The sequence below is a fragment of the Ructibacterium gallinarum genome (assembly GCF_014982785.1).
Classification (GTDB): domain Bacteria; phylum Bacillota; class Clostridia; order Monoglobales; family Monoglobaceae; genus Ructibacterium; species Ructibacterium gallinarum.
In genome coordinates this window covers 27,516-51,298 of sequence record NZ_JADCKB010000014.1, presented here as the reverse complement: position 1 = coordinate 51,298, position 23,783 = coordinate 27,516, and the positions used below count along the sequence as shown (strand labels likewise).

At 43.3% G+C, this 23,783-nt stretch carries 16 protein-coding genes and 1 other RNA gene; 11 read left to right on the top strand and 6 right to left on the bottom strand.

Annotated features, from left to right (window positions below):
- Positions 1-9: 9 nt before the first annotated feature.
- A complete protein-coding gene (gene spo0A, locus INF28_RS07800; RefSeq protein WP_226392908.1) occupies positions 10-858 on the top strand; it encodes a sporulation transcription factor Spo0A in 849 nt (282 codons plus the stop codon).
- 44 nt (positions 859-902) lie between these two features.
- Here spo0A and INF28_RS07795 read toward each other — a convergent pair whose 3' ends face one another.
- The 5 genes from INF28_RS07795 to rpsF all read right to left on the bottom strand — a co-directional run bounded on the left by INF28_RS07795 (position 903) and on the right by rpsF (position 6,795).
- A complete protein-coding gene (locus INF28_RS07795; protein ID WP_226392907.1) occupies positions 903-1,823 on the bottom strand; it encodes a helix-turn-helix transcriptional regulator in 921 nt (306 codons plus the stop codon).
- Between the two features lie 590 nt (positions 1,824-2,413).
- The gene (gene ileS / locus INF28_RS07790) at positions 2,414-5,536 is read right to left on the bottom strand and encodes an isoleucine--tRNA ligase (RefSeq protein ID WP_226392906.1); all 3,123 of its coding nucleotides are present in this window, start codon (positions 5,534-5,536) and stop codon (positions 2,414-2,416) included.
- Positions 5,537-5,756: 220 nt separating this feature from the next.
- A complete protein-coding gene (gene rpsR, locus INF28_RS07785) occupies positions 5,757-6,005 on the bottom strand; it encodes a 30S ribosomal protein S18 (protein WP_226392905.1) in 249 nt (82 codons plus the stop codon).
- 25 nt (positions 6,006-6,030) lie between these two features.
- Positions 6,031-6,501: a single-stranded DNA-binding protein gene (locus INF28_RS07780; protein WP_226392904.1), complete on the bottom strand. Its 471-nt coding sequence runs from the start codon at positions 6,499-6,501 to the stop codon at positions 6,031-6,033.
- A 3-nt stretch (positions 6,502-6,504) separates the two neighbouring features.
- The gene (gene rpsF, locus INF28_RS07775) at positions 6,505-6,795 is read right to left on the bottom strand and encodes a 30S ribosomal protein S6 (protein ID WP_226392929.1); all 291 of its coding nucleotides are present in this window, start codon (positions 6,793-6,795) and stop codon (positions 6,505-6,507) included.
- A gap of 193 nt (positions 6,796-6,988) precedes the next feature.
- Between rpsF and spoIID the strand changes: the two genes are divergently transcribed.
- From spoIID to INF28_RS07745, 6 genes are all read left to right on the top strand, one after another.
- Entirely contained in the window at positions 6,989-8,029 is a 1,041-nt protein-coding gene (gene spoIID, locus INF28_RS07770; protein ID WP_226392903.1) for a stage II sporulation protein D, read from the top strand.
- Positions 8,030-8,151: 122 nt separating this feature from the next.
- Positions 8,152-8,778, top strand: a complete 627-nt coding sequence (locus INF28_RS07765) for a cytidylate kinase-like family protein (RefSeq protein ID WP_226392902.1) — start codon at positions 8,152-8,154, stop codon at positions 8,776-8,778.
- Between the two features lie 103 nt (positions 8,779-8,881).
- Positions 8,882-9,071, top strand: a non-coding RNA gene (gene ssrS, locus INF28_RS07760) — 6S RNA.
- Positions 9,072-9,252: 181 nt separating this feature from the next.
- The gene (gene rsmD, locus INF28_RS07755; RefSeq protein WP_264175721.1) at positions 9,253-9,789 is read left to right on the top strand and encodes a 16S rRNA (guanine(966)-N(2))-methyltransferase RsmD; all 537 of its coding nucleotides are present in this window, start codon (positions 9,253-9,255) and stop codon (positions 9,787-9,789) included.
- Positions 9,790-9,793: 4 nt separating this feature from the next.
- A complete protein-coding gene (coaD, locus tag INF28_RS07750; RefSeq protein ID WP_226392900.1) occupies positions 9,794-10,276 on the top strand; it encodes a pantetheine-phosphate adenylyltransferase in 483 nt (160 codons plus the stop codon).
- A 42-nt stretch (positions 10,277-10,318) separates the two neighbouring features.
- Entirely contained in the window at positions 10,319-10,825 is a 507-nt protein-coding gene (locus tag INF28_RS07745) for an ATP synthase subunit B family protein (RefSeq protein ID WP_226392899.1), read from the top strand.
- A gap of 90 nt (positions 10,826-10,915) precedes the next feature.
- On the opposite strand, the gene INF28_RS07740 is transcribed toward INF28_RS07745, so the two are convergent.
- Positions 10,916-11,161, bottom strand: a complete 246-nt coding sequence (locus INF28_RS07740; protein WP_226392898.1) for a YlmC/YmxH family sporulation protein — start codon at positions 11,159-11,161, stop codon at positions 10,916-10,918.
- Positions 11,162-11,947: 786 nt separating this feature from the next.
- On the opposite strand from INF28_RS07740, the gene INF28_RS07735 reads away from it, so the two are divergent.
- Genes INF28_RS07735 through INF28_RS07720 form a run of 4 tightly spaced genes read left to right on the top strand, consistent with a single transcriptional unit; the run spans position 11,948 to position 23,757 of the window.
- Positions 11,948-19,204, top strand: a complete 7,257-nt coding sequence (locus tag INF28_RS07735) for an S-layer homology domain-containing protein (RefSeq protein ID WP_226392897.1) — start codon at positions 11,948-11,950, stop codon at positions 19,202-19,204.
- A 4-nt stretch (positions 19,205-19,208) separates the two neighbouring features.
- The gene (locus INF28_RS07730; protein WP_226392896.1) at positions 19,209-21,899 is read left to right on the top strand and encodes an S-layer homology domain-containing protein; all 2,691 of its coding nucleotides are present in this window, start codon (positions 19,209-19,211) and stop codon (positions 21,897-21,899) included.
- Between the two features lies 1 nt (position 21,900).
- Positions 21,901-22,863: an ABC transporter permease gene (locus INF28_RS07725; RefSeq protein ID WP_226392895.1), complete on the top strand. Its 963-nt coding sequence runs from the start codon at positions 21,901-21,903 to the stop codon at positions 22,861-22,863.
- A gap of 12 nt (positions 22,864-22,875) precedes the next feature.
- The gene (locus INF28_RS07720) at positions 22,876-23,757 is read left to right on the top strand and encodes a carbohydrate ABC transporter permease (protein ID WP_226392894.1); all 882 of its coding nucleotides are present in this window, start codon (positions 22,876-22,878) and stop codon (positions 23,755-23,757) included.
- Positions 23,758-23,783: the final 26 nt, after the last annotated feature.

The following is a 23,783-nucleotide window of genomic DNA, read 5'->3' as shown; positions in this document are numbered from 1 at the left end:
GAAAGCAAAATGAAACTTGAAAAAGACAAAGGAGTGCAAAAAATGCAGGAAAAAGAGAATAAGAAAATACGGGTAGTAATTGCGGATGATAACAGAGAATATGTGGGGATTCTCTGCGAGTATATGAAGCGCGAGAGCAGAATTGAAATTGTAGGATGTGCCTATGACGGTTTGGAAGCGGTCAGTATGGTGAAAATGACGGAGCCGGATGTATTGATTTTGGATATGGTGATGCCGAACCTTGACGGAATTGGGGTGTTAGAGCGTTTACAGAATGCTAAGTTAAAAGAGATGCCGAAAATTTTGATGGTTAGTGCAGTGTTAAACGACAGCATTGCTGCTAAAACAATTGCTCTTGGCGCAGAGTATTTTATGCTTAAGCCGGTAGATTTTGATGTTTTGATCCGGAGAGTCTGCATGTTTGGAACGGAGGGTGAGAAGATGCTTCGGGAAGGTCACAATGCTGGCGCGGTACGAGCACTCTCTGGAAAAACAACTTCCGCAGATATGGAAACCATGGTCACAGAGATAATACATGAAATTGGGATACCGGCACATATCAAAGGCTACCAATATTTAAGGCATGCCATTATGATGGCTGTAGATGATCTGGATATTATCAATTCCATCACCAAGGAATTGTATCCTACCGTCGCAAAAGATTTTAATACTACACCCAGCCGGGTGGAACGCGCTATCCGACATGCGATTGAGGTAGCATGGGATCGAGGAGACACGGATGTTCTTAATTCCTTTTTTGGCTATACCATAGCTAACTCTAAAGGGAAACCAACCAATTCGGAATTTATTGCCATGATTGCCGATAAACTGCGGTTGCAGATCAAAAATGCATCTTGAAGGTATCTTCGGCTTCGGCCGAAAAGAAAGGGAACGGAATAGGGTTATTCCATTCCCTGATTGAGTTTGGTTGCTGGTTCGATGGCAATAAATTTTTTTCTGAATTGTTTGGGAGAAATTTTTTTATAAAATTTAAACTGCTGAATGAAATAACTGCTTGTGGAAAAGCCGGTTTGCATTGCAATTTCTGTAATACTAAGATTTGTGGTAGCAAGCAACAATTCAGATTTGGAGATCCGAATATAATTCAGATATTCCCGAAAGCTGCGGTGCACTACTTTTTTAAACATACGGGAAAAGTAGCTGTAACTCATATGACAAAAATCTGCCATTTCAGCCGCAGTGATATCCTGATCATAGTGTTTGTTGAGATAATCAAGAACAGTTTGAAATTGTTTCAAAAGGCCGCTGTCCTCTATAGCGCTGTGAAGAATTAGACCGCTTTGATTCCAATATCGCAGTATCCAGAGGAAAATACGGCAGATGTTGGTGCGAAGGGCAAATTCAAAGCAATATGGCTGCTTGCTGTAGTCTTCCAGAAGTTCATGGAAAAGCCCAGGAAGGAAAGTATTTTTAATTTCCTCGGCATGGAAGACCTTTTGCGGTGTATGCTCATTCAAAGTAAAGGGAAGCATATATTTCAGCTCAAAAGCGTTTTGATAGGAGGTATAGAGCAATTCTGGATCAAAACGTACAACGATATAGCTGCTGATTCCATGAGATATTGCTTTAATCTGGTGAATTTCTTTGGAGTTGATCAATACCATATCACCCTCGGAAAAGATATAGGATTTCCAGTTTAAAAGGATCTCGTGGGTTCCTTCCAGGCAGTACAGCATTTCGATATAACTATGGGAGTGTGCCTGTGCGCACAGAATAGGTGAGGGTAATGTTTGGATATGAACTACAATATGCCGTTCTTCACCATTGACAATCACCTTTGGTTCTTCAACCCAGTTTTCCATAAGAAATGCCTCCTTTCCCGGTATATGGCTTCATCTTACCGCATAATGAGCGTTATGTCAATATTAAATTTACTTCTGATTTTAAAATAATTTTGTTTAAGCTATCTAAAAAGGTTCAGTATACGCTGGGCCTTTTTTGTATAGATAAAAGAGAGTTATATGTTGCTGCTGTGAGATCATTGACATGGATTCCTTGAGCATATATAAATGATTTGTCATAGAATTGTTGCTGCTATTTTATCATAATTGGATTAGAAGCGGACAAAAGGCATGCTTTCTTAAAACATAGCATGCCTCAGACTGTCGAAAAAGTCGTTATACCGCAAGCGAGATGATAAAAGCAAAATGTGCTTCCTTTTCATAAACTTTATGTTGTCGTATAAAATGACGCCGGATTCATCGAGAAACCGGCGTCATTGCTTGCTTTTCCCGCAATCGCTCTCTACCGTACCTTTGTACGCCGACGAAAGCGATTGCGGAAAATCTAACTTCCTTTTTTGGCATCTGCCAGCGTGTCGATAAAGTATCGACACGCTGAGGAATGCTTTCTTAAAACAAAGCATTCCTTTTGTAGTTGTCATTAAAAATTGTTATATTTTTTGAATTGCGATAGAAACTTTTTCGCCGTTAATGTTCCATTCCACGGCTGTATCAGGAAGCTGTGACGTTTCCTCTATCGATTCCGCCAACAACTGGGTTTGGATTTCCTCCGCATTTGCGGCGGTGATTTGCGCAATTTTGGCATTAGTCCCAAATTGGATACGGATGTGGTCCATGACTTCAAAACCGCTGTCTTTACGCATATTTTGCACCTTGCTGATAAATTCGCGGACAAAGCCTTCTTCAATCAAAGTGTCCGTAAGATTGGTATCCAGAACCACCGTAAAGCCGCCGTCACTGTCTGATACAAAGCCGTCCTTTTGCAGTGTTTCTACAAGGATATCATCTTTTTCCAGCGAAACTTCGGTACCATCCACTGTCAGTATCAGTGGTTCACCACTGTTGAGCTGTTCCATGACCTTTTCGCCGTCCATCTCGGCAATGGCATCGAAAATGGGGCGCATCAATTTTCCATATTTCGGTCCCAGCGTACGCATTTGGGGTTTGAAATGATAGCTGATGAAGCTTCCGGCATTTTCGGTGAACTCCACTTCTTTGATATTCAGCTCTTCCAAAATGATGTGCTCATACGCGGCATTGACCGGAACGGCACTCTGCACAAACAGTTTTTGCAGCGGCTGGCGATTTTTGATATTGGCTTCGTTTCTGCATGCTCGACCCAGCATTACAATCTTTCGCACTGCATCCATATCCCGCTCAATTTCCGGAGCGAAAAATTCGTCCCGTACCTTCGGGAAATCACACAGATGAATGCTCTCTGGTGCCGATGTATCCACTGATAAAACAAGATTCTGATAAATTTGTTCGGTCATAAAGGGAATGAACGGTGCACAAACTTTTGCAAATTCAACCAATGCTGTATAAAGAGTCATATATGCACTGATTTTGTCGTCTGTCATTTCACTGGCCCAGAACCGGGCGCGGGAACGGCGAACATACCAGTTACTTAGCTCATCCGTAAATTCTGTAATGGCACGAGTGGCTTCTGTAATTTTATAGGCCGCAAGGTTTCGATCAACCGTGTCAATGACATGATTCAGTTTGGATAAAATCCAGCGGTCTAAAACAGATATCTTGTTAAGATCAAGCTGATGTTTCGTGGGATCAAATTGGTCAATTTCTGCATAAAGTACATAAAATGCGTAGGTGTTCCAAAGTGTGCCCAGGAATTTGCGCTGGGATTCGGAAACGTTTTTTGCAGAGAAACGGTTCGGCAGCCATGGCGCTGAATTGGAATAGAAATACCAGCGTACGGCATCGCTTCCCTGATCATTTAAAATATCCATGGGCAGAATGACATTGCCCTTGTGTTTGCTCATTTTTACGCCTTTATCATCTTGTACATGACCAAGGACAATCACGTTCTTATATGGAGCTTGATCGAACAGCAGAGTGGCAATGGCCATCAAAGTGTAGAACCAGCCTCTGGTTTGGTCAACTGCTTCGCTGATAAAATCAGCCGGGAAATTGTTTTCAAACATTTCTTTGTTTTCAAAGGGATAATGCCACTGGGCAAAGGGCATAGATCCCGAATCAAACCAGCAGTCGATGACTTCACTGACTCGGGTCATTTCACCGCCGCATTTGGGGCAGCGAAGCTTCACCTGATCAACGTAGGGTTTGTGAAGTTCTATATCTTCCGGACAGTTAATGCCCATCTCTTTCAGTTCTGCAATAGAGCCCACAACATGTCTGTGTCCGCAGCTGCACTCCCAGATGGGAAGAGGTGTTCCCCAATACCGGGAACGAGAAAGACCCCAGTCGATGATATTCTCCAGGAAATTGCCGAAACGGCCGTGTTTAATATTATCCGGCAGCCAGTTTACAGTATCATTGTTTTTTAACAGTTGATCTCTGACAGCGGTCATTTTGATAAACCAGGTATCACACGCGTAGTACAGAAGCGGAGTATCACAGCGCCAGCAGAATGGATAGCTGTGCTCAAACGGTACAACAGCAAAACACTGGTTTCTTTCTTTTAAATCCCGGATAATCAGCTTGTCTGTATCTTTGACAAACAAACCACTCCAATCACCAGTACAGTCAATAAATTTGCCCTGGGTATTGACATGGTTGATAAAGGGAAGTTCGTTTTCCTTCCCCACACGAGAGTCGTCTTCACCAAACGCAGGCGCAATATGTACAATTCCGGTACCGTCTTCCATGGTGACGTAATTGTCCGCAATGACGTAATATGCCTTTTTGTCCGGTTGAATAAAGGTATAAAGCGGCTCGTATTCCATACCGCACAGGTCGGTTCCAATATATTTTTCAAGAATCGAGACATCCTGATCACCAAAAATGCTTTTGACCAGTGCTTCTGCCAGAATATAGATGCCGTCTTCTGCTTGAACTTTCACATAGGTTTCTGATGGATTGACACAGAGTGCAACATTGGACGGCAGTGTCCAAGGGGTGGTAGTCCACGCCAGGAGATATTCTCCGTTCCTGCCAACAATAGGAAATTTCACAATAACGGAATTCTCTTTCACGTCTTTATAGCCCTGTGCGACTTCGTGGCTGGACAAGGAGGTGCCACAGCGGGGACAGTATGGCATGATTTTATGACCTTTATACAATAGGCCTTTATCCCATATTTGACGCAGAGCCCACCAAACGGATTCGATATAGTCGTTATGATAGGTTACATACGGATTATCCATATCGGCCCAAAAACCAACGCGCTCACTCATTTCTTCCCATTCGCTCTGATAGGTAAAAACGCTGTCTTTACATTTTTTGATAAAGTCCTCAATGCCATACTTTTCAATTTCCGGTTTTCCGCTGATACCCAGTGATTTTTCCACCTCCAGCTCGACCGGAAGACCGTGTGTATCCCAGCCGGCTTTTCTAAGAACATGATAGCCCTTCATGGTGCGGTACCGGGGGATTAAATCCTTGACTGCACGGGTAAGAACGTGACCAATGTGCGGTTTCCCGTTGGCAGTCGGGGGACCGTCAAAAAAGGTAAAATTCTCTCCACCTTCGCGGTTTTTCATACTCTTTTTAAATATATCATTTTTCTTCCAGAAATCGATCACTTCTTTTTCGCGGTCTACAAAGGAAAGATCAGTTGATACTTTGCGATACATATAAAAAGAACCTCCATTTCTATTTCTGTTTTGAATATAATAACAGAGCTGTTTGCTCCTGATCAAATTCAGCTTTCATCCAATTTAACTTATATAGTTTATAATAAAATGAAGCATTTGTAAAGAGGTAAAGTAAAAAAATATCAAAAAAGCTTTGTGAAAGAGGAAGAAAAAGAAAAACAGCTCCGCACAAATGTGGGAGCTGTCAATTTGCTACTGTTTAGTCAGAAGTATAAGGCAGCAGAGCGATCTGTCTTGCTCTCTTAATTGCGACAGTCAACTGTCTTTGGTGTTTTGCGCAGCAACCGCTAATTCTCCGAGGAAGAATTTTTGCACGCTCTGTTACATATCTTCTCAGTTTTGCAACGTCCTTGTAGTCAATGTAATCCACTTTATCCGCGCAGAAAGCGCAAACCTTTCTTTTTGCGCGTCTGGCTCTGGGACGCTCTGTTCTTCTTTCTTCAGCCATTTTGATTCGCCTCCTTTAAATCAAATTAAAACGGAAGATCATCATCGGTATCAAGCAGAGGGGTAAATGCATCCTCTGCGGCTGTTCCCGGATAGGAGGGCACAGCGGGTGCTTCTGGCACTGAGGGTGCGGATTGAGCCATATCTGCGCCGGAACCCGGCTGATAGGAGCTGCCGTCCTGGCTGCGTTTGCTCTCTCCAAAGCTTACTTCGCTGGCTACTACCTCCGTGGCATAATTCTTTTTGCCGTCCTGACCTTCCCAAGTCCGCGTCGCAATCCGGCCAATTACAATAATCATTTTCCCTTTGGAAAAATAATTGCTGACAAATTCAGCGGTTTTGTTCCATGCGACGCAATTAATAAAATCGGTTTGCCGTTTGTCGCCATATCCGTTGTCAATGGCAATGCTGAAACTGCAAACCGGTGTTCCCGAGCTCGTATGCCGCAGTTCGGGATCCCGTGTGAGTCTGCCCATTAATATTGCTTTATTAATCATAGACTAATCCTCCTCACGCTTTACAACGATATCTCTGATGATACCATCTGTGATTCCGTAAACACGTTCGAGTTCGGCGGGAAAATCAGGTTTTGATTTAAAGTTGACCAAAACATAATAACCTTCGGTCAAATCGTTGATCGGATATGCGAGTCTGCGTTTGCCCCAGTCGTCAACACTTTCAATCTCGCCGTATTTTTCGATCAATGACTTAAACTTTTCGATCAAAGCCGTAATCTCATCCTCAGTTTTGGTTGAATCGATTACAAAAATCGTTTCATACTTGTTGATGATTTCTGCCATGATATAAGTCACCTCCTTCTGGACTCTGACCCCTTATCTGATAAGGAGTAAGGATTTTTGTCAATACAACTTGGTTATTATATTATAAATTTCGCGGGTTGTCAAGCATATTTCCCATTTTTTTTCATAAATATGGAATTGTAACAATATATTAAGACAAGCTGTTTTTAAGGAGGAAACCATTATGAAAAAAATTGTTTTGGGGTTTTTCGTTATCTGTGTTGCTGTTTTTTTGATTCCGTCTGTTCTTGTCCCTGTAGCTGGGTTGTTTCAGCGGGAGAAAGAGGTGCCTGCCGCAGCGGATATTGTACCGGAGCAAGAGGGGGATGCAGTAACTACGGCGGTAATGCAGGATCCTTATCAAATTAGCCTGTACATAACGGCTTCCGGGGAAACGGTTACTATGGATTTTGAGGATTATGTTGCTGGTATTGTGGCAGAGGAGATGCCACCGTCCTATCCTAAAGAAGCATTAAAGGCTCAGGCGGTTGCGGCACGAAGCTATATGCTGAGTAAAATAGCCGGCTATCTGCAAAACGGTATTCCTGAGGAACATCACGGAGCACTGCTCTGTACGGATTATAGCCATTGTAAAAATTGGACTGCCCTTTCTGATACAAAAAAACGTTGGGATGCTAGATTTGCTGATGATTATGAACAAAAGATTCTGGAAGCCGTTCAGGAAACCCGTGGTGAATATTTGATTTATGATAATAAAGTAGCAAAAACTTTCTTTTATGCAGTCAGCAGCGGGCAGACGGAGACGGCGGAAGATGTTTGGGGTACTGCTTTGCCATATCTTCAGTCAGTGCCCAGCGAAGAAGATAGCCGGGCTGACGGTTACAGAAGCCGGGTGTTTTATCCCAAAGAAGCCTTTTATACTGTATTAAAGGGGGCGCGGCCTCAAATTTCTCTGAAAGAACCTTTATCTTCCATGCTTGGCAAGGTAACCTATACCCAAGGCGGGAGTGTTGCAACCATTGAATTGGGCGGAGAAATTTTTAAAGGTACGGAAATCCGCAGTATGTTTGGACTGCGAAGCGCACACTTTAATCTTCGGTTCGAAGAAGAGCAGGCGGTGTTTGAAGTTACCGGGTATGGGCATGGTGTTGGTATGAGTCAGTTCGGTGCAGGTGCTATGGCAGGAGAAGGTAAAAATTATCAGGAAATATTGATGCATTATTATTCTGGCGTTACACTTGCTTCCCTTTATCATAAAGCATAAAATTCTTTTGTGGATTTTGTTAACATTTACCCTAAGTTTTCTTATGGTTTCTATTTAACTTTTCCTATTTTTATGGTATAATATCACAAAAGAAAAAGATTGTGGTTTTTGGAGGTATGATAATGTCGCAAAATAAAATTATTACGATTGCCCGGCAGTTCGGCTCAGGCGGGCGGGACGTGGCAAAAAAAGTTTCTGAGTTGATGGGAACAGCTTTTTATGATAAAGAACTGATTGCAATTGCCGCCAAGGAAAGCGGGCTTTCAGAAACCCTGTTTGACGGGATCGAAGAAAAGCCGACCAATAGTTTGCTGTATTCACTGGTGATGGGAATTCAGTCTGGGCGCGGAACCTATTACCGTTATGGTGATGTTTTAAATTCCGATGGAATTTTTCGCATCCAGTCTCAGGTGATCAGGAATTTAGCGGAGGAGCATTCCTGTGTAATTGTTGGACGTTGTTCTGATTATATTCTGAGAGAACAAAAGAGGCTGGTGAATGTTTTTGTTCATGCCGATCTTGAATGGCGTGTCCGGCGGGTGATGGAGCTGTATCAGATGAAGGAAAAAGAAGCTGAAAATTTAATTACCAAAACGGATAAACGAAGAAGTTCTTTCTATAATTTTTACACCAATAAGGTATGGGGGAATGCGGATAATTATCACATTTCTTTAGATACTTCAAAGATATCGATTGACCAGACGGCAGAATTAATTGTTTCTTACGCAAATATGGCGATGGGAGAATAATTTTGCTCATGTCAAAGATTAGAAATTTTATCCTTTTTCAAAAAAAATGCGGGAACTACTTGTATTTTCTGAATTTTATGTTATAATAGACATAGAAAAAGAGAAATCCCTGCTTTGTTTGTGATAAAGGTTACAATGTAAAACCAACACATTTACGAAGGGGTCTTGTCTCCAAAAGCGGCGCACATGCCTCATGCTTATGCATCCAGTGGACTTGTAATGTTTTTGGGCGTTTCCCCACCTGGATTCCAGGTTTTTACTAAACCTTTTCATCACGGCACGGTGGGGCTTTTTCTTTTCTTTTTTATTTGGCTGTTGTAAATGTATAAAAATGCATATGTGTATTCTGGTACGCCTGCATGCGAAAAACAGATGCATTTTTGTCATAAAAAGCACTTGACAAATTTACCGAATTAAGATATAAATAATAAGTGTATTTATTTATTAATTTTGAGGGTTAGGGAGGATCATATTTTGCGGATCATTGCCGGTACGCGCAGAGGACTTCATTTGAAAAATCCCGATGGTTTGGATACGCGTCCTACCACCGACCGTGTCAAAGAATCCCTCTTTAATATTATCCAGTTTCATTTGCCGGTTCCATCGGTTTTGGATCTTTTTGCCGGCAGTGGTGCCCTTGGAATAGAAGCTTTAAGCCGCGGATGCGAGCATTGTGTTTTTACGGAAAAAAGCAGAAAGGCAGCAGCGTTAACCCAGGAAAATCTTTGCCGAGCCGGGTTTGACGGCAGAGCAGAGGTAGTTGTTTTAGATGCGCTTTCGTATTTAGAACATTGTGACCGGCGTTTTGACTTAATATTTTTGGATCCGCCTTATAACAAAGGATTCCTTATGCCGGTTTTACAGCGAATTGATCAATATGGACTGCTTGCTCCGGGCGGCATTTTGACCGTTGAAACGGAAAAAGCAGGAGAGGTAGTGCCGGATTCCTTCTTTTCTTGTAAAAAGACAGCGGTTTACGGCAAAACTGTAATTACCATACTGCAGGGGTGAAACTATGAAAACAGTTGTTTATCCGGGAAGCTTCGATCCCTGTACCAATGGCCATTTGGACGTGATCGCGAGATCTGCCAAGTTGTTTGACCGGGTGATTGTAGCTGTGCTGGTTAATCATACAAAAAAACCGGCGTTTACGGTGGAGGAGAGAGTGGCTCTTTTAAAGACCGCGGTCGCGGATCTGCCAAATGTGGAAGTACATTCTTTTTCTGGGCTGTTGGTGGATTTTATGAAGCAAGTTGGTGCAACTGTTATCATTAAAGGAATCCGTGCTATGTCGGATTTTGAATACGAGTTTCAGATGGCGTTAACGAACCATGCATTATATCGGGATATTGAGACATTGTTTATCCCTACGAGTAAAGACTACATGTTTTTAAGCTCCAGTATTGTGAAAGAAATTGCCAAATATGGCGGCCCTTTGAACGGCCTGGTGCCTGAGGCATTGATTCCTGTTATAAATAAGCGGTGTGCCGAACGGTAGCCGTGTTTTCATATCCCATTATTATTTTAGGAGGTAGCCAAAATGGATGCTTTAGAATTATTAGATGAATTAGAGGATATTATTGATAAAGGGGCTTCGGTGCCGTTTTCTGGCCGCTGTATTTTAGAACGGGACGAGCTGCTTGATGTGTTACAGGAACTGAAACTGAAGCTTCCGGAAGATTTAAAGCAAGCGAAATGGATTAAGGAAGAACGGCAGCGGATTTTGCAGGAAGCGCAGGCTGAGGCAGATGAAATTATTAAAACTGTAGAGAAAAAAGCAGTATCTATGGTAGATGAAAACGAGATCACCAAACAAGCCATTGCCCAAGGAAAACAAATTGTAGAGCGTGCCCAGGCTGAGGCACAGGCCATTTCTGATTCCGCCTATAATTATTCAGACAATCTTTTGGAAACGGTGGAAAAGGTTGTTTTGGGTTCCATGAAAGAAATGGAGCAATGTGTAGCCATTGTACGCAATAACCGCAGTGAGCTGCGTGGTGGACACGAACAGCAGGTTCCTACTGCTTTACCAGAGGAAGAGGCATAAGCTGAAATGTATGTATAGTATTATAAAACTCCCAAAAAAACAGTTGCTGTTTTATGGGAGTTTTGTTTTGTCCTGCTCGCTTTACCAAAGTTAGCTTTTGTGTAGATTTTCCACAATGACCAGGTCATCGCCTATTTTTTTTATTTTTTCCCAGGGAATCACGCGGTCGGGTTCTTTTCCGAGCAGACCGAAAGCTTTGTATCCTCCAGGGACGCTAATGGAAATCACTCGCCCGGTTACAGCATCCAGTTCCAAATTAGATATAAAGCCAAGGCGTTCGCCGTCCCCAACATGAATGACTTCCTTTGAACGCAGTTCTTGAAAGGTATAGGTCATTTTTTCTCCTCCTTTTCCGATGTTGTTTTGTATATATTTATGTTATGCGGCATATTTTTATGTTTCATGGAACAAAGAAATCCAAAAATTATATAAAACAAGGTGTCCATTGGGATTCTGAACTTGAAATGTATTGTGTAAGGAAGCTGGAAATCAACATAAGAAAATAGTACTTATATTGGCAGAAAACATGATGTGACTTTACTTAATTCAGGGGCTTTATGCTGTATTGATTGCTTGTGTTGTAGTTCATCTCCTTGATAATATGTAAAGCGAATTTACTTGACAGATAAAATATTTTAGCTTTATTTTATTAAATTTTTAAACTAATTGTGTAAAGTGAAAATGCTTTCCGTATATTTTTTGTGTCAAATTTTATTTCGTTTTTCTGCGAAGAAAGAAATGGCGAACCAATATTTATATATCTCCTCTCAGGGAGTTTAAACCAACTTTTTTGATTGTCAGGTGTGCGCCGTCAAAAAAAGATGGACGATCATTTATTTGTTTTATAAAAGGAAATCCTCTTTTGCAGGTTTTCCTTTCGATTATGCCTTTTTTTGTATGGAAAACTATTATTTTCTTTGCCTTTTTTCCCGGTATTTCCAGATTTTCTATGGAATACCGGAGAAATGAGAAACATCTAAAAAATATACACCATTTTCTAAAAAAACAATGTTTACAGCTTTGTCTTTGTGTACTACAATCAGTGTATGAAAAGCAGCTTGGTTTATAGTTCCCTCTATAACAGACTGCTTTTCTTAGTTTATCAGACAAGGAGGAATTTGTATGAAAAAAGGGATAGGCGCACTGACCGTCCTGGCGCTGCTGATGAATTTGTTTGCGGTACCGGCAGGGGCGGCAGAGGGGCTGCGTAGTACAGTGCAGACTGAAACAGCAGAAACTGTCTCAGAAATGCCCCAGGCGGCTGCCGGAGAGAATACAGTTTCAAATGGTCTTCTGACAGAGGGGGATGCAGCTTCGGATTTAGACGAACCTGATGAAACAGAAATCAGCGATGTTTCGGTGGATGGAGAGAAAACGACGGAAAACACAGTCGGCGCTCAAAACAGCGAAACAGAGAATCTGGTTGCGTTATATGGAGAAGGAAATATTATCAAACTTCCTGTCATTGCTGATGCAATGGTTCAAGTTGGCACGGCAGGAAATAATTTTGGAGCTACAGAAGTAAACTTTTCTGCTGCCCGGGATGGCGTATTGAGCCGGGAAATTTTTTTGAAATTTGATTTGTCCCAGGTACAGCAACCTGGAACTGTCATCAGTAAAGCGGAGCTTGCTGTAACCTATGGCCATGATGAGAGCCTAGATACAAGAAATGCAAGAGAATATCAGCTCTTTTATGTTTCAGATGATAGCTGGACAGAAGGCAGCAAAAACAATGCTAAGCCGGACAATACTACGGATATTACATGGAATAATTCCAGAAACCTGGCAAATAATTCAGTAAAAATTTTTGATTCCGGTACGGATTTATTGATTAAATCAAATACCACGCCGACTTTGATGGATATCACTGATGCTGTGGCAGGGGAGCAGGATTCGTATCTTAGCTTGCGTCTGGTGACAGGTTATACTGGAAACCAAACCTGGGGTATCCATATATTCTCGAAAGAGGCTCTGGTAGATCCGGAATACCAGCCCCACTTGGTTTTGACTCTGGAAGATGATCCGGATATGATTCTAGTGGTAAATGATGCACGTGGTATAGTGATACAAGATCAAAATGGGGAAGAAGCAGATTTAAATGCAGTAACGGAAAATTTGATACTGCCGTCGAAAGGACAAAGCGGTGAGACAGATATTTATTGGGAATCCAGTGATCCATCTGTGATTGACCCGAGCGGAACGGTGATGCGGCCGTCCTTTACGGAAGATGATAAAGAAGTAACACTGACTGCCACGGCAATCAAAGGGGCGGCAACTTATTCCAGAACCTTTACAGTCAAGGTGCTAAAGACCAGCCCCACAGATGAAATGAAAGCGGAATATGATTTTGAGCAGCAGGCAAAACCCTTTGACGGTATTACAGTCATTTCTGATATAGAATTTCCTTCCACAGGTGACTTTGGTTCCCAGATAACATGGAAAAGCGGAATGCCCGAATATTTGAGCGACGATGGTAAAGTGAACCGGCCCAAAGATGGGGATGCCAGAGTTCCGGTAACGGTTACGGTCACCAATGGAGAAGCAGTTATAGAACATGAAATTTGCATTATTGTTCCTATGATTAGTGACGGGAACCGCAGTTCTTTAAAGGCATCTTTGGATCAAGTATATGCATATGCGCTGGATTATGTGGGGGCTATGCCAGAAGGTGGAGCGCCTGGGCAGGTGGCATCGGCGGACAAGGAAAATGCCTTGACAAAAATTGAAAATAGCTATAACAGCATTACGGATGCTTCTACCGCTGGCAATATTAAAGCGTCTATTGAGGAAATTGCGGGATCGATGAAAGAACTTATTGGAACCGCGGTGCAATCGGATGCTGTGGTAGATGAGGAAAACAATGCATTGGAGTTTTCCGCCTATCGGATCCAGCTGATGCAGGATGTGGTTGACGGCGAAATCAATATGATGACAGAACCGGAGATGTACCCAGCTTCTGCCCGATTTGCTTTGCAGGAATATATTGATTACGCAAACTCTGTACTTGACGGAACCTATGAAAGGCCTTTTACCAGAAACCGTTCCTTTGCAGAGCCAAGGCCGGACGAAGCGATACAATTTGCGTTAAAGCGGTATTCCAAAACCTATCCGGGATACAGCTCTACCATGGGAATGTCAGAAATGAATGGTTGGTATTTGACCCAGCATATTTTAAATGATGTTTTACAGACAATAAAACTATCTCCTTCTGATGATACATATGTGCAGAAGAAGGGTGAGAACCCTCACGGAAGTGAAGTGAGCATGGGTGCCGGAAATGGCCGGTTGGCGCTAATTAAATTTGATTTAAGCGAAATCGGCGGCGAAATTTCCAAGGCAACACTGCAGTTGTATAATGCTACTAACAACAACAATCAGGTACTGCTGTATCAAATCCCCCAAGATATCAATGCACAATGGGATGAAAAATCCATGACGCTTGATAAATGGTTGGAAATCAATCAGACAGATAATATGTATTGTTTAGAAGATATACAACCGTTGCTGGTGCAGTTCGGGTCAGGAAGCAGCAATACACGCAGCTCTCTTTCTGTAACCAATCAAGTCATTGCCCAGCAAAATGCGGATGAAACCATTGGATTTGCTGTTTGGGATGTTCGAAACCCAGCGCCCAAATATCCTTCTGGATTTCATTCAAAAGAGGCAACCAATGCGTCTTTGCGTCCTGTTTTGGAGATTAAAATTAATGAGGTAGAGCGTTCCAAAATGGATGAAATGTATCAGAAGGCAATGGAGAGCGCTGATGCAATGCTGGAATCCGCAGTGGTTGGTGGAGATGTTGGACAGTATCCAGCAGAGAGTTATGATGCTTTAACTTTAGCAAGAGACGATGCTGAGAGAATTTATGCAAGCGGAGACACTATGTTAACCGGAAAAGCGCTTGTGAAAATCTATGACGCCATATGGAATATGTATAATACACAGATTCTGCGTCAAGATATTGAGCCGCTTTCCAATACATTTTTCACGGAAGAGGATGTCATTGAATTTTCTAACAAGATCAACAAATACAGTGTGCTTCAGGATCAATACAATTATCTAAAACAGCTTTCGGATGAAATGGATTTAACCCAGGTGGAACGGCTGTTCTGGATCATGAATGAGGATCATACAAGAGAGGAAATTAACCAATATTTTAAACTGTGGAGCAGTATGCCAACCACGAATTTTAAGGTTCCGAATAATACGGCGTATGCTACCTTGGAGCTATACCTCCCATCGGTAGAGCATGAAAATCAGGAGGATCCTAAAAAAGTTGGCCATGTCTGGATTGACGATATTAGCATTACTGGAAGCGGCGATCCCATCGTGATTGAAAATGCCGGATTTGAGTCAGGAACGGATAAACCAGAATATTGGGAATATGTAACCTATCAGGGAAATCCGCAGTTTAGCTGGGAGTCAAGAGGCAATTATGTGTATTCTGGTTCCCGCAGTATTTATATTCAAAACCCCACGGCGGAAGATCAGGGCGGTATTCGCTATACAGAAAAGATTCCGTTGGTTGCCGGACAGAGTTATTCTATTTCCATACGGAATAAAATAGATGAAAAGCTAAACCGCGGTATTGTGCCGGTGATTACTTATTACAATAAGAATGACGAAGCAATTGGAACATTTACCACCAACTGGAACAATAAATCCAGTACGGGAAATCAACTTTCTCAGGCACAGGCAGATGCTATTGTTTATGCGGTAGAACATGATATTTATTATGCCCAGAAAGCGAAAAACAGGCTTTTGTATTCCATCAATGATTTTTGTCAGGGTGCAGAATATTGGATGATGAAAAATAACCGTCCGGACGGGATTGACGCATACGGCGAAGTGCAGGGCGGAAGAATTATGCAAAGCATCTGCACTGCATATACCTTGATTAAAGACTCGGGCGTTTTTACGGAGGAAGAGTATGAGCAGTTTATGAATGCGGTGGAGTATCTTGCAAAATTCCTTTTGGATTCCCGCGACAGAACGACAGCTGACCCAGAGGATATCGTGGTTGGCGGAAACTGGCTCACCGACCAATCCTGTGGTGCGGCTATGTATGGCATTACCTTCCCGGATCAGAAGGATGCAAGACAGTTTTTGATGAACGGTTCTACCGTGCTGTATGAACAGTTGAAGCGGACGGTATATGATGACGGAGGCTGGCCGGAAAGTATCCGGTATGTGGGTGCGGTTATCCAAAAATTTGCTCCCTTTGCCAGAGTTATCAATATTGCCCGGGGAGATGACTGGTGGGGAACTACCAATCTTCCTAAGATGTTTGAATATGCAATTAACACTTCCACGCCGCCGTACAGCTATTTTAACAATCAGATAGGTACGCCGCCTTTTGGGGATGCGGATCTAAAGAATTCATCCTCGATTTTTGCTTACTGCGGTCAGTACTATGATCAGGTTGCAAAGGTAAATCCGGAGCTTGCCCAGTGGATGCAGAAAATGTGGCTGATGTCTGGTTCACCTATGAGTGGCTACAGCGGTGAAAGTGTTGCTCTGATGAATTTCTTTAACCCTATGGAATTTGACTTTGGTGACGCGAATTATCCGCTTCAGCTGGGTGACTACCAGTCAGCTACCACAGGGGTATATATTTTCCGTGAGAACTATGGCAGGGATAATGCCAAATACTTCTTTACCATGTCAAATGATACTGCGCTGGGACACGGACATGCGGATCAAGGTTCGTTTATCCTATATGCCAATTCGGTACCATTGGTCATGGATCCAGGTATTGAGAGTTATTTTACTTCCAGCAGAGGCTGGTATGCCAATACATCTTCTCATGCGGCATTGCTATTTACCAAGGATGGAAAAACCCCGGAAGCAGGTCCTACCACCAGCAGGCGTGACAGTATTTTCAGTTCCAATGAAATGGACTATATCCGGGTGCGGACTACCTGGACCAGAGTCAATGATGCCATTGACTATCGAAATTACGCATTGTTGGAGAATGGATTTAACGCGGTTGTCATTTGGGATCAAATTGACGGAGCGCCCAATAACACAATTTTCAATATGCCTGTAGTGGCAAAATCGGCTACGGTACAAGGAAATGTGGTAACTTCAAAAGGCTTTTTTGATACCAATTTAAAGACCACGGTATTAGAACCGGCAGACGTGCAGATCACCACCGAGTTCAAACCAACTACTCCGGTTGGACCCAAGGTGAACGGCGAGAATGTTATGAATTATGTGATGAGCACAGCGCCGAAGGATTCCAATCACCTGGTTGTACTGGAACCGCTAAAGAGCGGGCAGAACTCGCTTTCTATCAGCGAATTGCAGTGCGAAGATCCAACAGTTACGGCATATCGTTTGACAAAGGTGGACGGAACCTATGCGGTTATTGTGGCCAATAGTTCGGGATATGTCAAAAATGTGTCATTAAGTTCCAGCAAAGCATTAATTGATATGCAGACCGGTACGAACTATGCGTCTTCTGGCGGTAAGGTGACGGTTCCTGCCCAGGGCGGAAGATTGACAGTGCTAAAATCCGAAGACGTAAAGGCGCCGGAGCCCATGAGTGTGGAAATCAGCGGTGATGCGATGCTAAAGATCCCGACCGCTGGTGTCAGCTATGGAAAATACAGTGCGAATGTCATCAGCCAGTATAATAATACCTTATCCGGCCAAACGGTTCGTTGGAGCCTTGGCGGCAATGTTTCCGGCGTTTCGATCAATGAAGAAACCGGAACTGTTACTGTGTCCCCTGAGGCCAGAAATGGAGCTGAGGTGACAATTACAGCTGCGGCAGGAGAGATTTCTTCCTCAAAAACAGTTCGGCTGTCTACGGTAGATTCTCAGCGGAGCAGCTTGGTGATTACCGGGCCGGACACAGTGACCATGAACGAAGACGGCACCCAGACCTCTGTGGTTTATGAAGGACAGGTGCTGGATCAGTTTGGCTATCCCATGGAAGATCGGATTGTTTGGAGCCTGTATCAGCCGGTGGATGGCGTCACCGTAGATGAAGGGGTACTCATTCTGGATCCGGATGTTCCCGTTGGAACTGTAGTTACCATTGTAGCAAAATCCGCATCCAGTGTGGCGGCGGTTTCCTCTAAAACGGTTAGAGTAGCAGAAAGAGCGGCAAGTTCTATTGTGCTCAATGGTATGAAATATGTCTGTCCGCCGGAAAGCGGAGAACGCAGTTTTGTTTACACGGCTGATATTGTGGATCAAAACGGAAATATCTTTGGCGACCAGAGTGTTACTTTTGCACTTGTGGATACAGATGAACGGATATCCATGGATGAAAATGGCACCCTAACCTTGCAGGCGGGGATTCCGGAAAATACGGAAATCAAGATTGAAGTAACATCAAAGGCAAATCCGACCCTAAGCCAGATTTTCTCTGTGTTTACCGCACTGAATGTTCCGGATGAAATTACCTTGAGTGGAAAGAGCTCGATTACCGCTCCTGCAAAGAGCAGTACCTCTTATCATTACACTGCCAAGGTTTTGGATTATAATGGAAAGGAAATGTCTGCACCGGTGGTTTATCAGTTAGATTCCAATCCTTCTGGTGTCGTTTTGGATCAAAACAGCGGCGTCTTGACGGTTCGGTCTACTGCGGTTAGCACTGAATTTACTATAACCGCTGCAGTTTCTGGGTTTGAAGATCAGATTTATGACAGCATTGAAGTGAAGCTGACGTCAAATAACAGCAGTGGTGTACCGAATAATCCCGGCGGCTCTGGTAGTTCCGGCGGTGGAAGCTTTGGCGGAGGCGGAGGTGCAGGCGGCTCTGGCTCTGGAAGCGGAACAGGAAATAATGGAAATGGAAATCAGGAAATACAGGATCAGCCCGTATTTTCGGATGTGCCTACCGAACATTGGGCCTATACCTACATTGAAAAGCTGGCAGATCTGGCTGTCGTAAACGGAAGCGATGATGGAAACTTTTATCCGGATCAGTCGGTTACCCGTGCTGAGTTTGCGCAAATGCTCACGAAGACCATGCAGCTTCAGCAAAATGGTGAAGCAGAGTTTTCTGATGTAGCCGAGGATGCTTGGTATTATCATGCGGTAACCTGTATGGCTTCCCAAGGTTTGGTCAAGGGATATGAGAATGGCACTTTCCGTCCTGACGCAAATATTACCCGAGAGGAAATGGCGGTAATCCTTGACAGAGCAGTTTTGATGCAAGGAATAGAAATTTCTCCGGAAACGGAAATCACATTTACGGACGAAGATGCGATTGCGGATTACGCCGCAGATGCTGTGAAAGAGATTACGTCGCTTGGGTTATTGCAGGGATTCCCTGATGGTTCGTTTGGACCGGGACGCAATGCGACAAGGGCAGAGGTTTCAGCGGTAATTTTCCGATCGCTGCACATTTTTGGAAGGGAGTAAGAAAATGTTGAAAAAATTTGTTTCTATAATAGCGGCTGTGGCAATGATGCTGAATGTATCTGTTTTTGCCGCAGATACGGTACAGGAAGAAACGGCTCCGGTGATGGATGAAAGTTTTGTGCGGGTTCTTTCCGTTTTGGATTTTCTGGATATTTTGGATCAGGAAAACTTCGATCCGGAAGGAAGCCCAACCCGGGCGGAATTTGTGAAAGCAAGCGTGCGGGAATATGGCCTGGGTGCAGTGGCGCAAACTGCTGAGCCGTCTGGTTTTACAGATGTTTCTGACGAGTATGATGGATATATTTCTGTGGCAAAATCTATGGGTATTGTCAATGGCTATACCGAAACCGAATTTGGCCCTGATGACGCGGCAACCTATTTTCAGGGACTAAAGATCATGGTCTCCATGATTGGCTATAAATCCGTCATTGAAAATCCGGAAGGATATCCAGATGAATATTTTAATGTGGCGGCAAAGAACGGACTTTTAACAGGTGTTTCCGCAAAGGCTTTTGACGAGCCAATGACCAACCGGGATATGGCGCTGATGCTTTACAACGCGCTGGAAACCAAAATGTTAGAGCCGCTTAGCTACGGTGAAGACAGAGAGTACACGGTAACGGATAACACCATTTTGGGATCTGTTTTGAATGTGACAAAAGCGTCGGGAGTGGTTACCGCTAATCCGGTAACCTCCATCGACTCACCGGATCAGGCTGCGCCAGAGGGATGTGTTACCATTCTTTCTGACGGCAAAAGCGCGTCTTACCGGGTAGAAAATACGGATATCGCCGATATGCTGGGTGTTGAGGTAGTGTACTATTTCTATCAAGACAGTCAAAGCACGGAACCGATCCTCTTGGGATATTATATTGCTGATGGAAGTAAAATGATGGAAATAGAGGCAGATCAAATCGAGCAAATCAATGAGGATTCTTTGGTCTATTACAGGGAGTCGGCAGGAAATAGCAGTAAGCTTTCCTTCCGCAAAGGGATCCGGATTATCTTTAACGGCAAGGCAGTTACAGCGGAAGAATACAATATGAACTTGCTGGATATCAATCAGGGAACACTGCGGTTTGTTTCTGGAAGTGGTTCTCAGTATGACACTGTTTTGATTTTCTCTTACCAGAACACATTGATTTCCAGTGTAAACGAGGCAGAACAGGAGATTTATTTTTCCGATAATATCCATGGCCTTTCTAAAATGGTGCTGTATGACCTTGATTCTCTGGAATTAACGAAAAACGGAGAAGAAGCAGAACTGACTGACCTTGTGAAAAATGATGTGGCTGCAGTGGCTTGGAGCCTGGATCAAAAAGCGGCACGGATTTTGGTCAGTGATCAGATGGTCAGCGGCAAGGTAACGCAAATGAACGACGTTGATGACAAAACCATGCTTTCTATTGATGATGTTTCCTATCAGCTGGCATATGATGCGCCGGAAAAAATCAAACTGGGCGATGAGGGAACCTTTCTGCTGGATCCGTTCGGACATATTTTCTGCCCGTCGGATAGCACGGCCGCCGGAGGGCTGCTGTATGCTTATGTGATGGATAAGACGGCCTTGACGTCGCTGGATACCACGTATATGGTAAAACTCCTGGATCAAAGCGGTGAAATTTTGACCTTGAATCTTCAGTCAAAGGTGCGGGTGAATGATGAAAGTATCAGTGATGAAGCGGCATATGCCGCAGTCAAAGAGGATACGTTGATCCAGTATCAGAGAAATTCTGATGATTTGGTTCAAAAAATTTATACAGCCACTGACTATACCAATAATACCGAATATCGCGGTTATGATGAAGAAGTATTCTCTAAGGATAACCCCAGTAATTCTATGTACTTTAAAAATACGGCCATTCCCAGTTTTGGAGGGCTGTACCTGGTGCCGCAGAGCGTGCCGGTATTTAATATTCCCGACGAAAAGGAAGATGAGGATTATTATATGGTAACAGATACCTCCATATTTACCTCAGATGTCTTTTACAACGTGGAACTTTTTGATGCGGATAAAAGACGTCAGGTGGGCGCGGTGGTAAACCGCGGTGTTGACCTCAATGCTTCGTCAGAAGCAACCCTGCCTTGGAACAGCGCCGCTTTGGTGGTGCAGAGCATGGAGACGATTTATCATGAAGAACGGGGCATGCTGAACGTCATTACTGGTTATCAAAACGGTGAGCTTGTGACCATTATTCCTACGATTTCCAATAATACCCGGTTCCCGGAATTGGGTGATGTGGTGATGGAAGAGCCGGATAAAGAAAACAGCACCTTGTTCTCGGATTTAAGAGTCGGGGATGTGATTCAGTATAAGCTGAACGCCAAGTCAGAAGTGGACGCATTCCGGGTTCTGTACCGGGCAGGTGATGATCTGGGAATCCGGATCTGGAACGGTGCAAACTATGCGGTCAATCTGCTGACCGCGGTGTCTATGGTGGCGTATGCGGATGAGGATACGCTTTGCATCACGATTGACGATAACAAGAATAACACACCAGTGAGCAATCGCGTTTTTGCTTTGCCTGAGGACGTTAATGTGTATCAGTTTGACGGCCGAAAAAATGAAGTGCGTATGGATCAGCTGGAAAACCTGGTTTCCATGGACAATTCCTTCTCCGGGGCAGATAAAATCTTTATTCGGGCATATCGCGATGCGGTGGCAGACATTGTGATTTTAAAAGGAGTGGATTGATATGAAACAAATCTCCCTTGGAAAAAAACATGCGGCAAAGGCTGAAAAGTTAAGCGTTCGGGAGTCGCTAATCAAACATTTCCGGGCGGACAGTGCGCTGTATGTTATGTTTTTGCCTGTCTTTCTCTACTACCTGATTTTTCACTATATTCCCATGGGTGGAATCATCCTTGCATTTAAGGATTTTTCCCCCAGATTGGGGATACTGGGAAGTCATTGGGTTGGAATGGAGCATTTTATTGAGTTTTTCTCCAGCCCTAAATTCTTTAATGTTTTGTGGAATACGCTGCGTATTAGTCTTGCTAATTTGATTTTTGGTTTTCCCGCTCCGTTGATTCTGGCCCTCTTGCTGAATGAACTGCGGGGACAAAAGTTTAAAAGAACGGTACAGACGATTACTTATCTACCGCATTTTATTTCTTTGGTGGTAGCAGTAGGGTTGGTTTTAGATTTTACCAAACGGGACGGAATCATTAATGATATTTTGGTGATGTTTGGCGGCGACCGTATTTCCTTTATGAGTGAGTCCTCTTTCTTTACACCGATTTATGTCATTTCCGGTATCTGGCAGGAAATTGGCTGGGGATCTATCATTTATTTAGCGGCCCTTTCCGGCATCAGTATGGATTTATATGAAGCGGCGACCATTGACGGCGCCGGCAGATGGAAGAAGATGCTGCATGTTACCATTCCCGGTATTATGCCTACGGTAATCATTATGCTGATTTTGAAAATGGGACAGATGATGTCTTTGGGCTCAGAGAAAATTATTTTGATGTACAATGATTTGATCATGGATAAGGCGGATATTATATCATCTTACGTATACCGACTGGCATTTGGAACCGCTCCGGATTATGGTTACAGTACCGCAGTCAATTTATTTAATACAGTAATCAATGTGATACTTTTGCTGTCGGCCAATTATGTGTCGAAGAAATGCAGCGAAACGAGTTTATGGTAGGAGGTGGAATTCATGGTTGAACGAAGATCGGCTGGATCATTGATTTTTGATATTTGTAATGTGATTATTTTGACACTGCTTTCATTTATCTGTTTGTATCCCATGCTCTATGTCCTGTTTGCGTCCATGAGCAATCCTACGGAAATATCGCAGAATGCGGGAATTCTGCTCTGGCCCAAAGGTTTTCAGCTTGAGGCATATAAAGCGGTTTTCCAAAACGATGATATTGTGAGCGGATATTTAAACACTTTGCTCTATGTGATTGCGGGAACCTCCATCAATATGACATTGACGGTTCTGGGAGCATATGTGCTTTCCAGAAAGGATTTCAAACCGCGAAACTTTTTTATGATGTATATTACCATTACCATGTTTGTTAGCGGAGGCCTGGTTCCCTCTTATTTGCTGGTAAAAAATATTGGGATTTTAAATACCCGCTGGGCGATTTTACTGCCCACAGCAATTAATGTATTTAACCTGATTATGACCCGTACCTATTTCCTGACCATTCCTGACAGCCTTGAGGAAGCAGCCAAAATAGATGGAGCAGGCCACTGGCGCATTTTGGCCAATGTCATGCTGCCGCTTTCTACCCCAATTTTGGCTGTAATAGGGCTTTACTACATGGTGGGTCACTGGAACAGCTGGTTTAATGCGATGATCTACTTAAAGGATCGGAATACCTGGCCGCTTCAGCTGATTCTGCGTGAGATTCTGATACTCAATGAGAGCGGCTCTATGATGGAAAATACCTTTACCATTGATAAGTTGCCCATCGCGGAAAATATTAAGTATGCTGTCATTATTGTTGCGACCGTGCCTATTTTGTGTGTGTATCCATTCCTGCAAAAATATTTTGCAAAAGGTGTTATGGTAGGCGCAATTAAAGGATAAAAAATATAATTTGACGGATATTAAAA

Excerpts from the sequence above, each read along its gene's own strand:
- INF28_RS07740 (WP_226392898.1), bottom strand. The coding sequence starts at position 11,161 with ATGACCTATACCTTTCAAGAACTGCGTTCAAAGGAAGTCATTCATGTT.
- INF28_RS07745 (WP_226392899.1), top strand. The coding sequence starts at position 10,319 with ATGGATGCTTTAGAATTATTAGATGAATTAGAGGATATTATTGATAAA.
- spo0A (WP_226392908.1), top strand. The coding sequence starts at position 10 with ATGAAACTTGAAAAAGACAAAGGAGTGCAAAAAATGCAGGAAAAAGAG.
- ileS (WP_226392906.1), bottom strand. The coding sequence starts at position 5,536 with ATGTATCGCAAAGTATCAACTGATCTTTCCTTTGTAGACCGCGAAAAA.
- INF28_RS07720 (WP_226392894.1), top strand. The coding sequence starts at position 22,876 with ATGGTTGAACGAAGATCGGCTGGATCATTGATTTTTGATATTTGTAAT.
- INF28_RS07735 (WP_226392897.1), top strand. The coding sequence starts at position 11,948 with ATGAAAAAAGGGATAGGCGCACTGACCGTCCTGGCGCTGCTGATGAAT.
- INF28_RS07725 (WP_226392895.1), top strand. The coding sequence starts at position 21,901 with ATGAAACAAATCTCCCTTGGAAAAAAACATGCGGCAAAGGCTGAAAAG.
- INF28_RS07795 (WP_226392907.1), bottom strand. The coding sequence starts at position 1,823 with ATGGAAAACTGGGTTGAAGAACCAAAGGTGATTGTCAATGGTGAAGAA.
- INF28_RS07780 (WP_226392904.1), bottom strand. The coding sequence starts at position 6,501 with ATGATTAATAAAGCAATATTAATGGGCAGACTCACACGGGATCCCGAA.
- spoIID (WP_226392903.1), top strand. The coding sequence starts at position 6,989 with ATGAAAAAAATTGTTTTGGGGTTTTTCGTTATCTGTGTTGCTGTTTTT.
- coaD (WP_226392900.1), top strand. The coding sequence starts at position 9,794 with ATGAAAACAGTTGTTTATCCGGGAAGCTTCGATCCCTGTACCAATGGC.
- INF28_RS07765 (WP_226392902.1), top strand. The coding sequence starts at position 8,152 with ATGTCGCAAAATAAAATTATTACGATTGCCCGGCAGTTCGGCTCAGGC.
- INF28_RS07730 (WP_226392896.1), top strand. The coding sequence starts at position 19,209 with ATGTTGAAAAAATTTGTTTCTATAATAGCGGCTGTGGCAATGATGCTG.
- rpsR (WP_226392905.1), bottom strand. The coding sequence starts at position 6,005 with ATGGCTGAAGAAAGAAGAACAGAGCGTCCCAGAGCCAGACGCGCAAAA.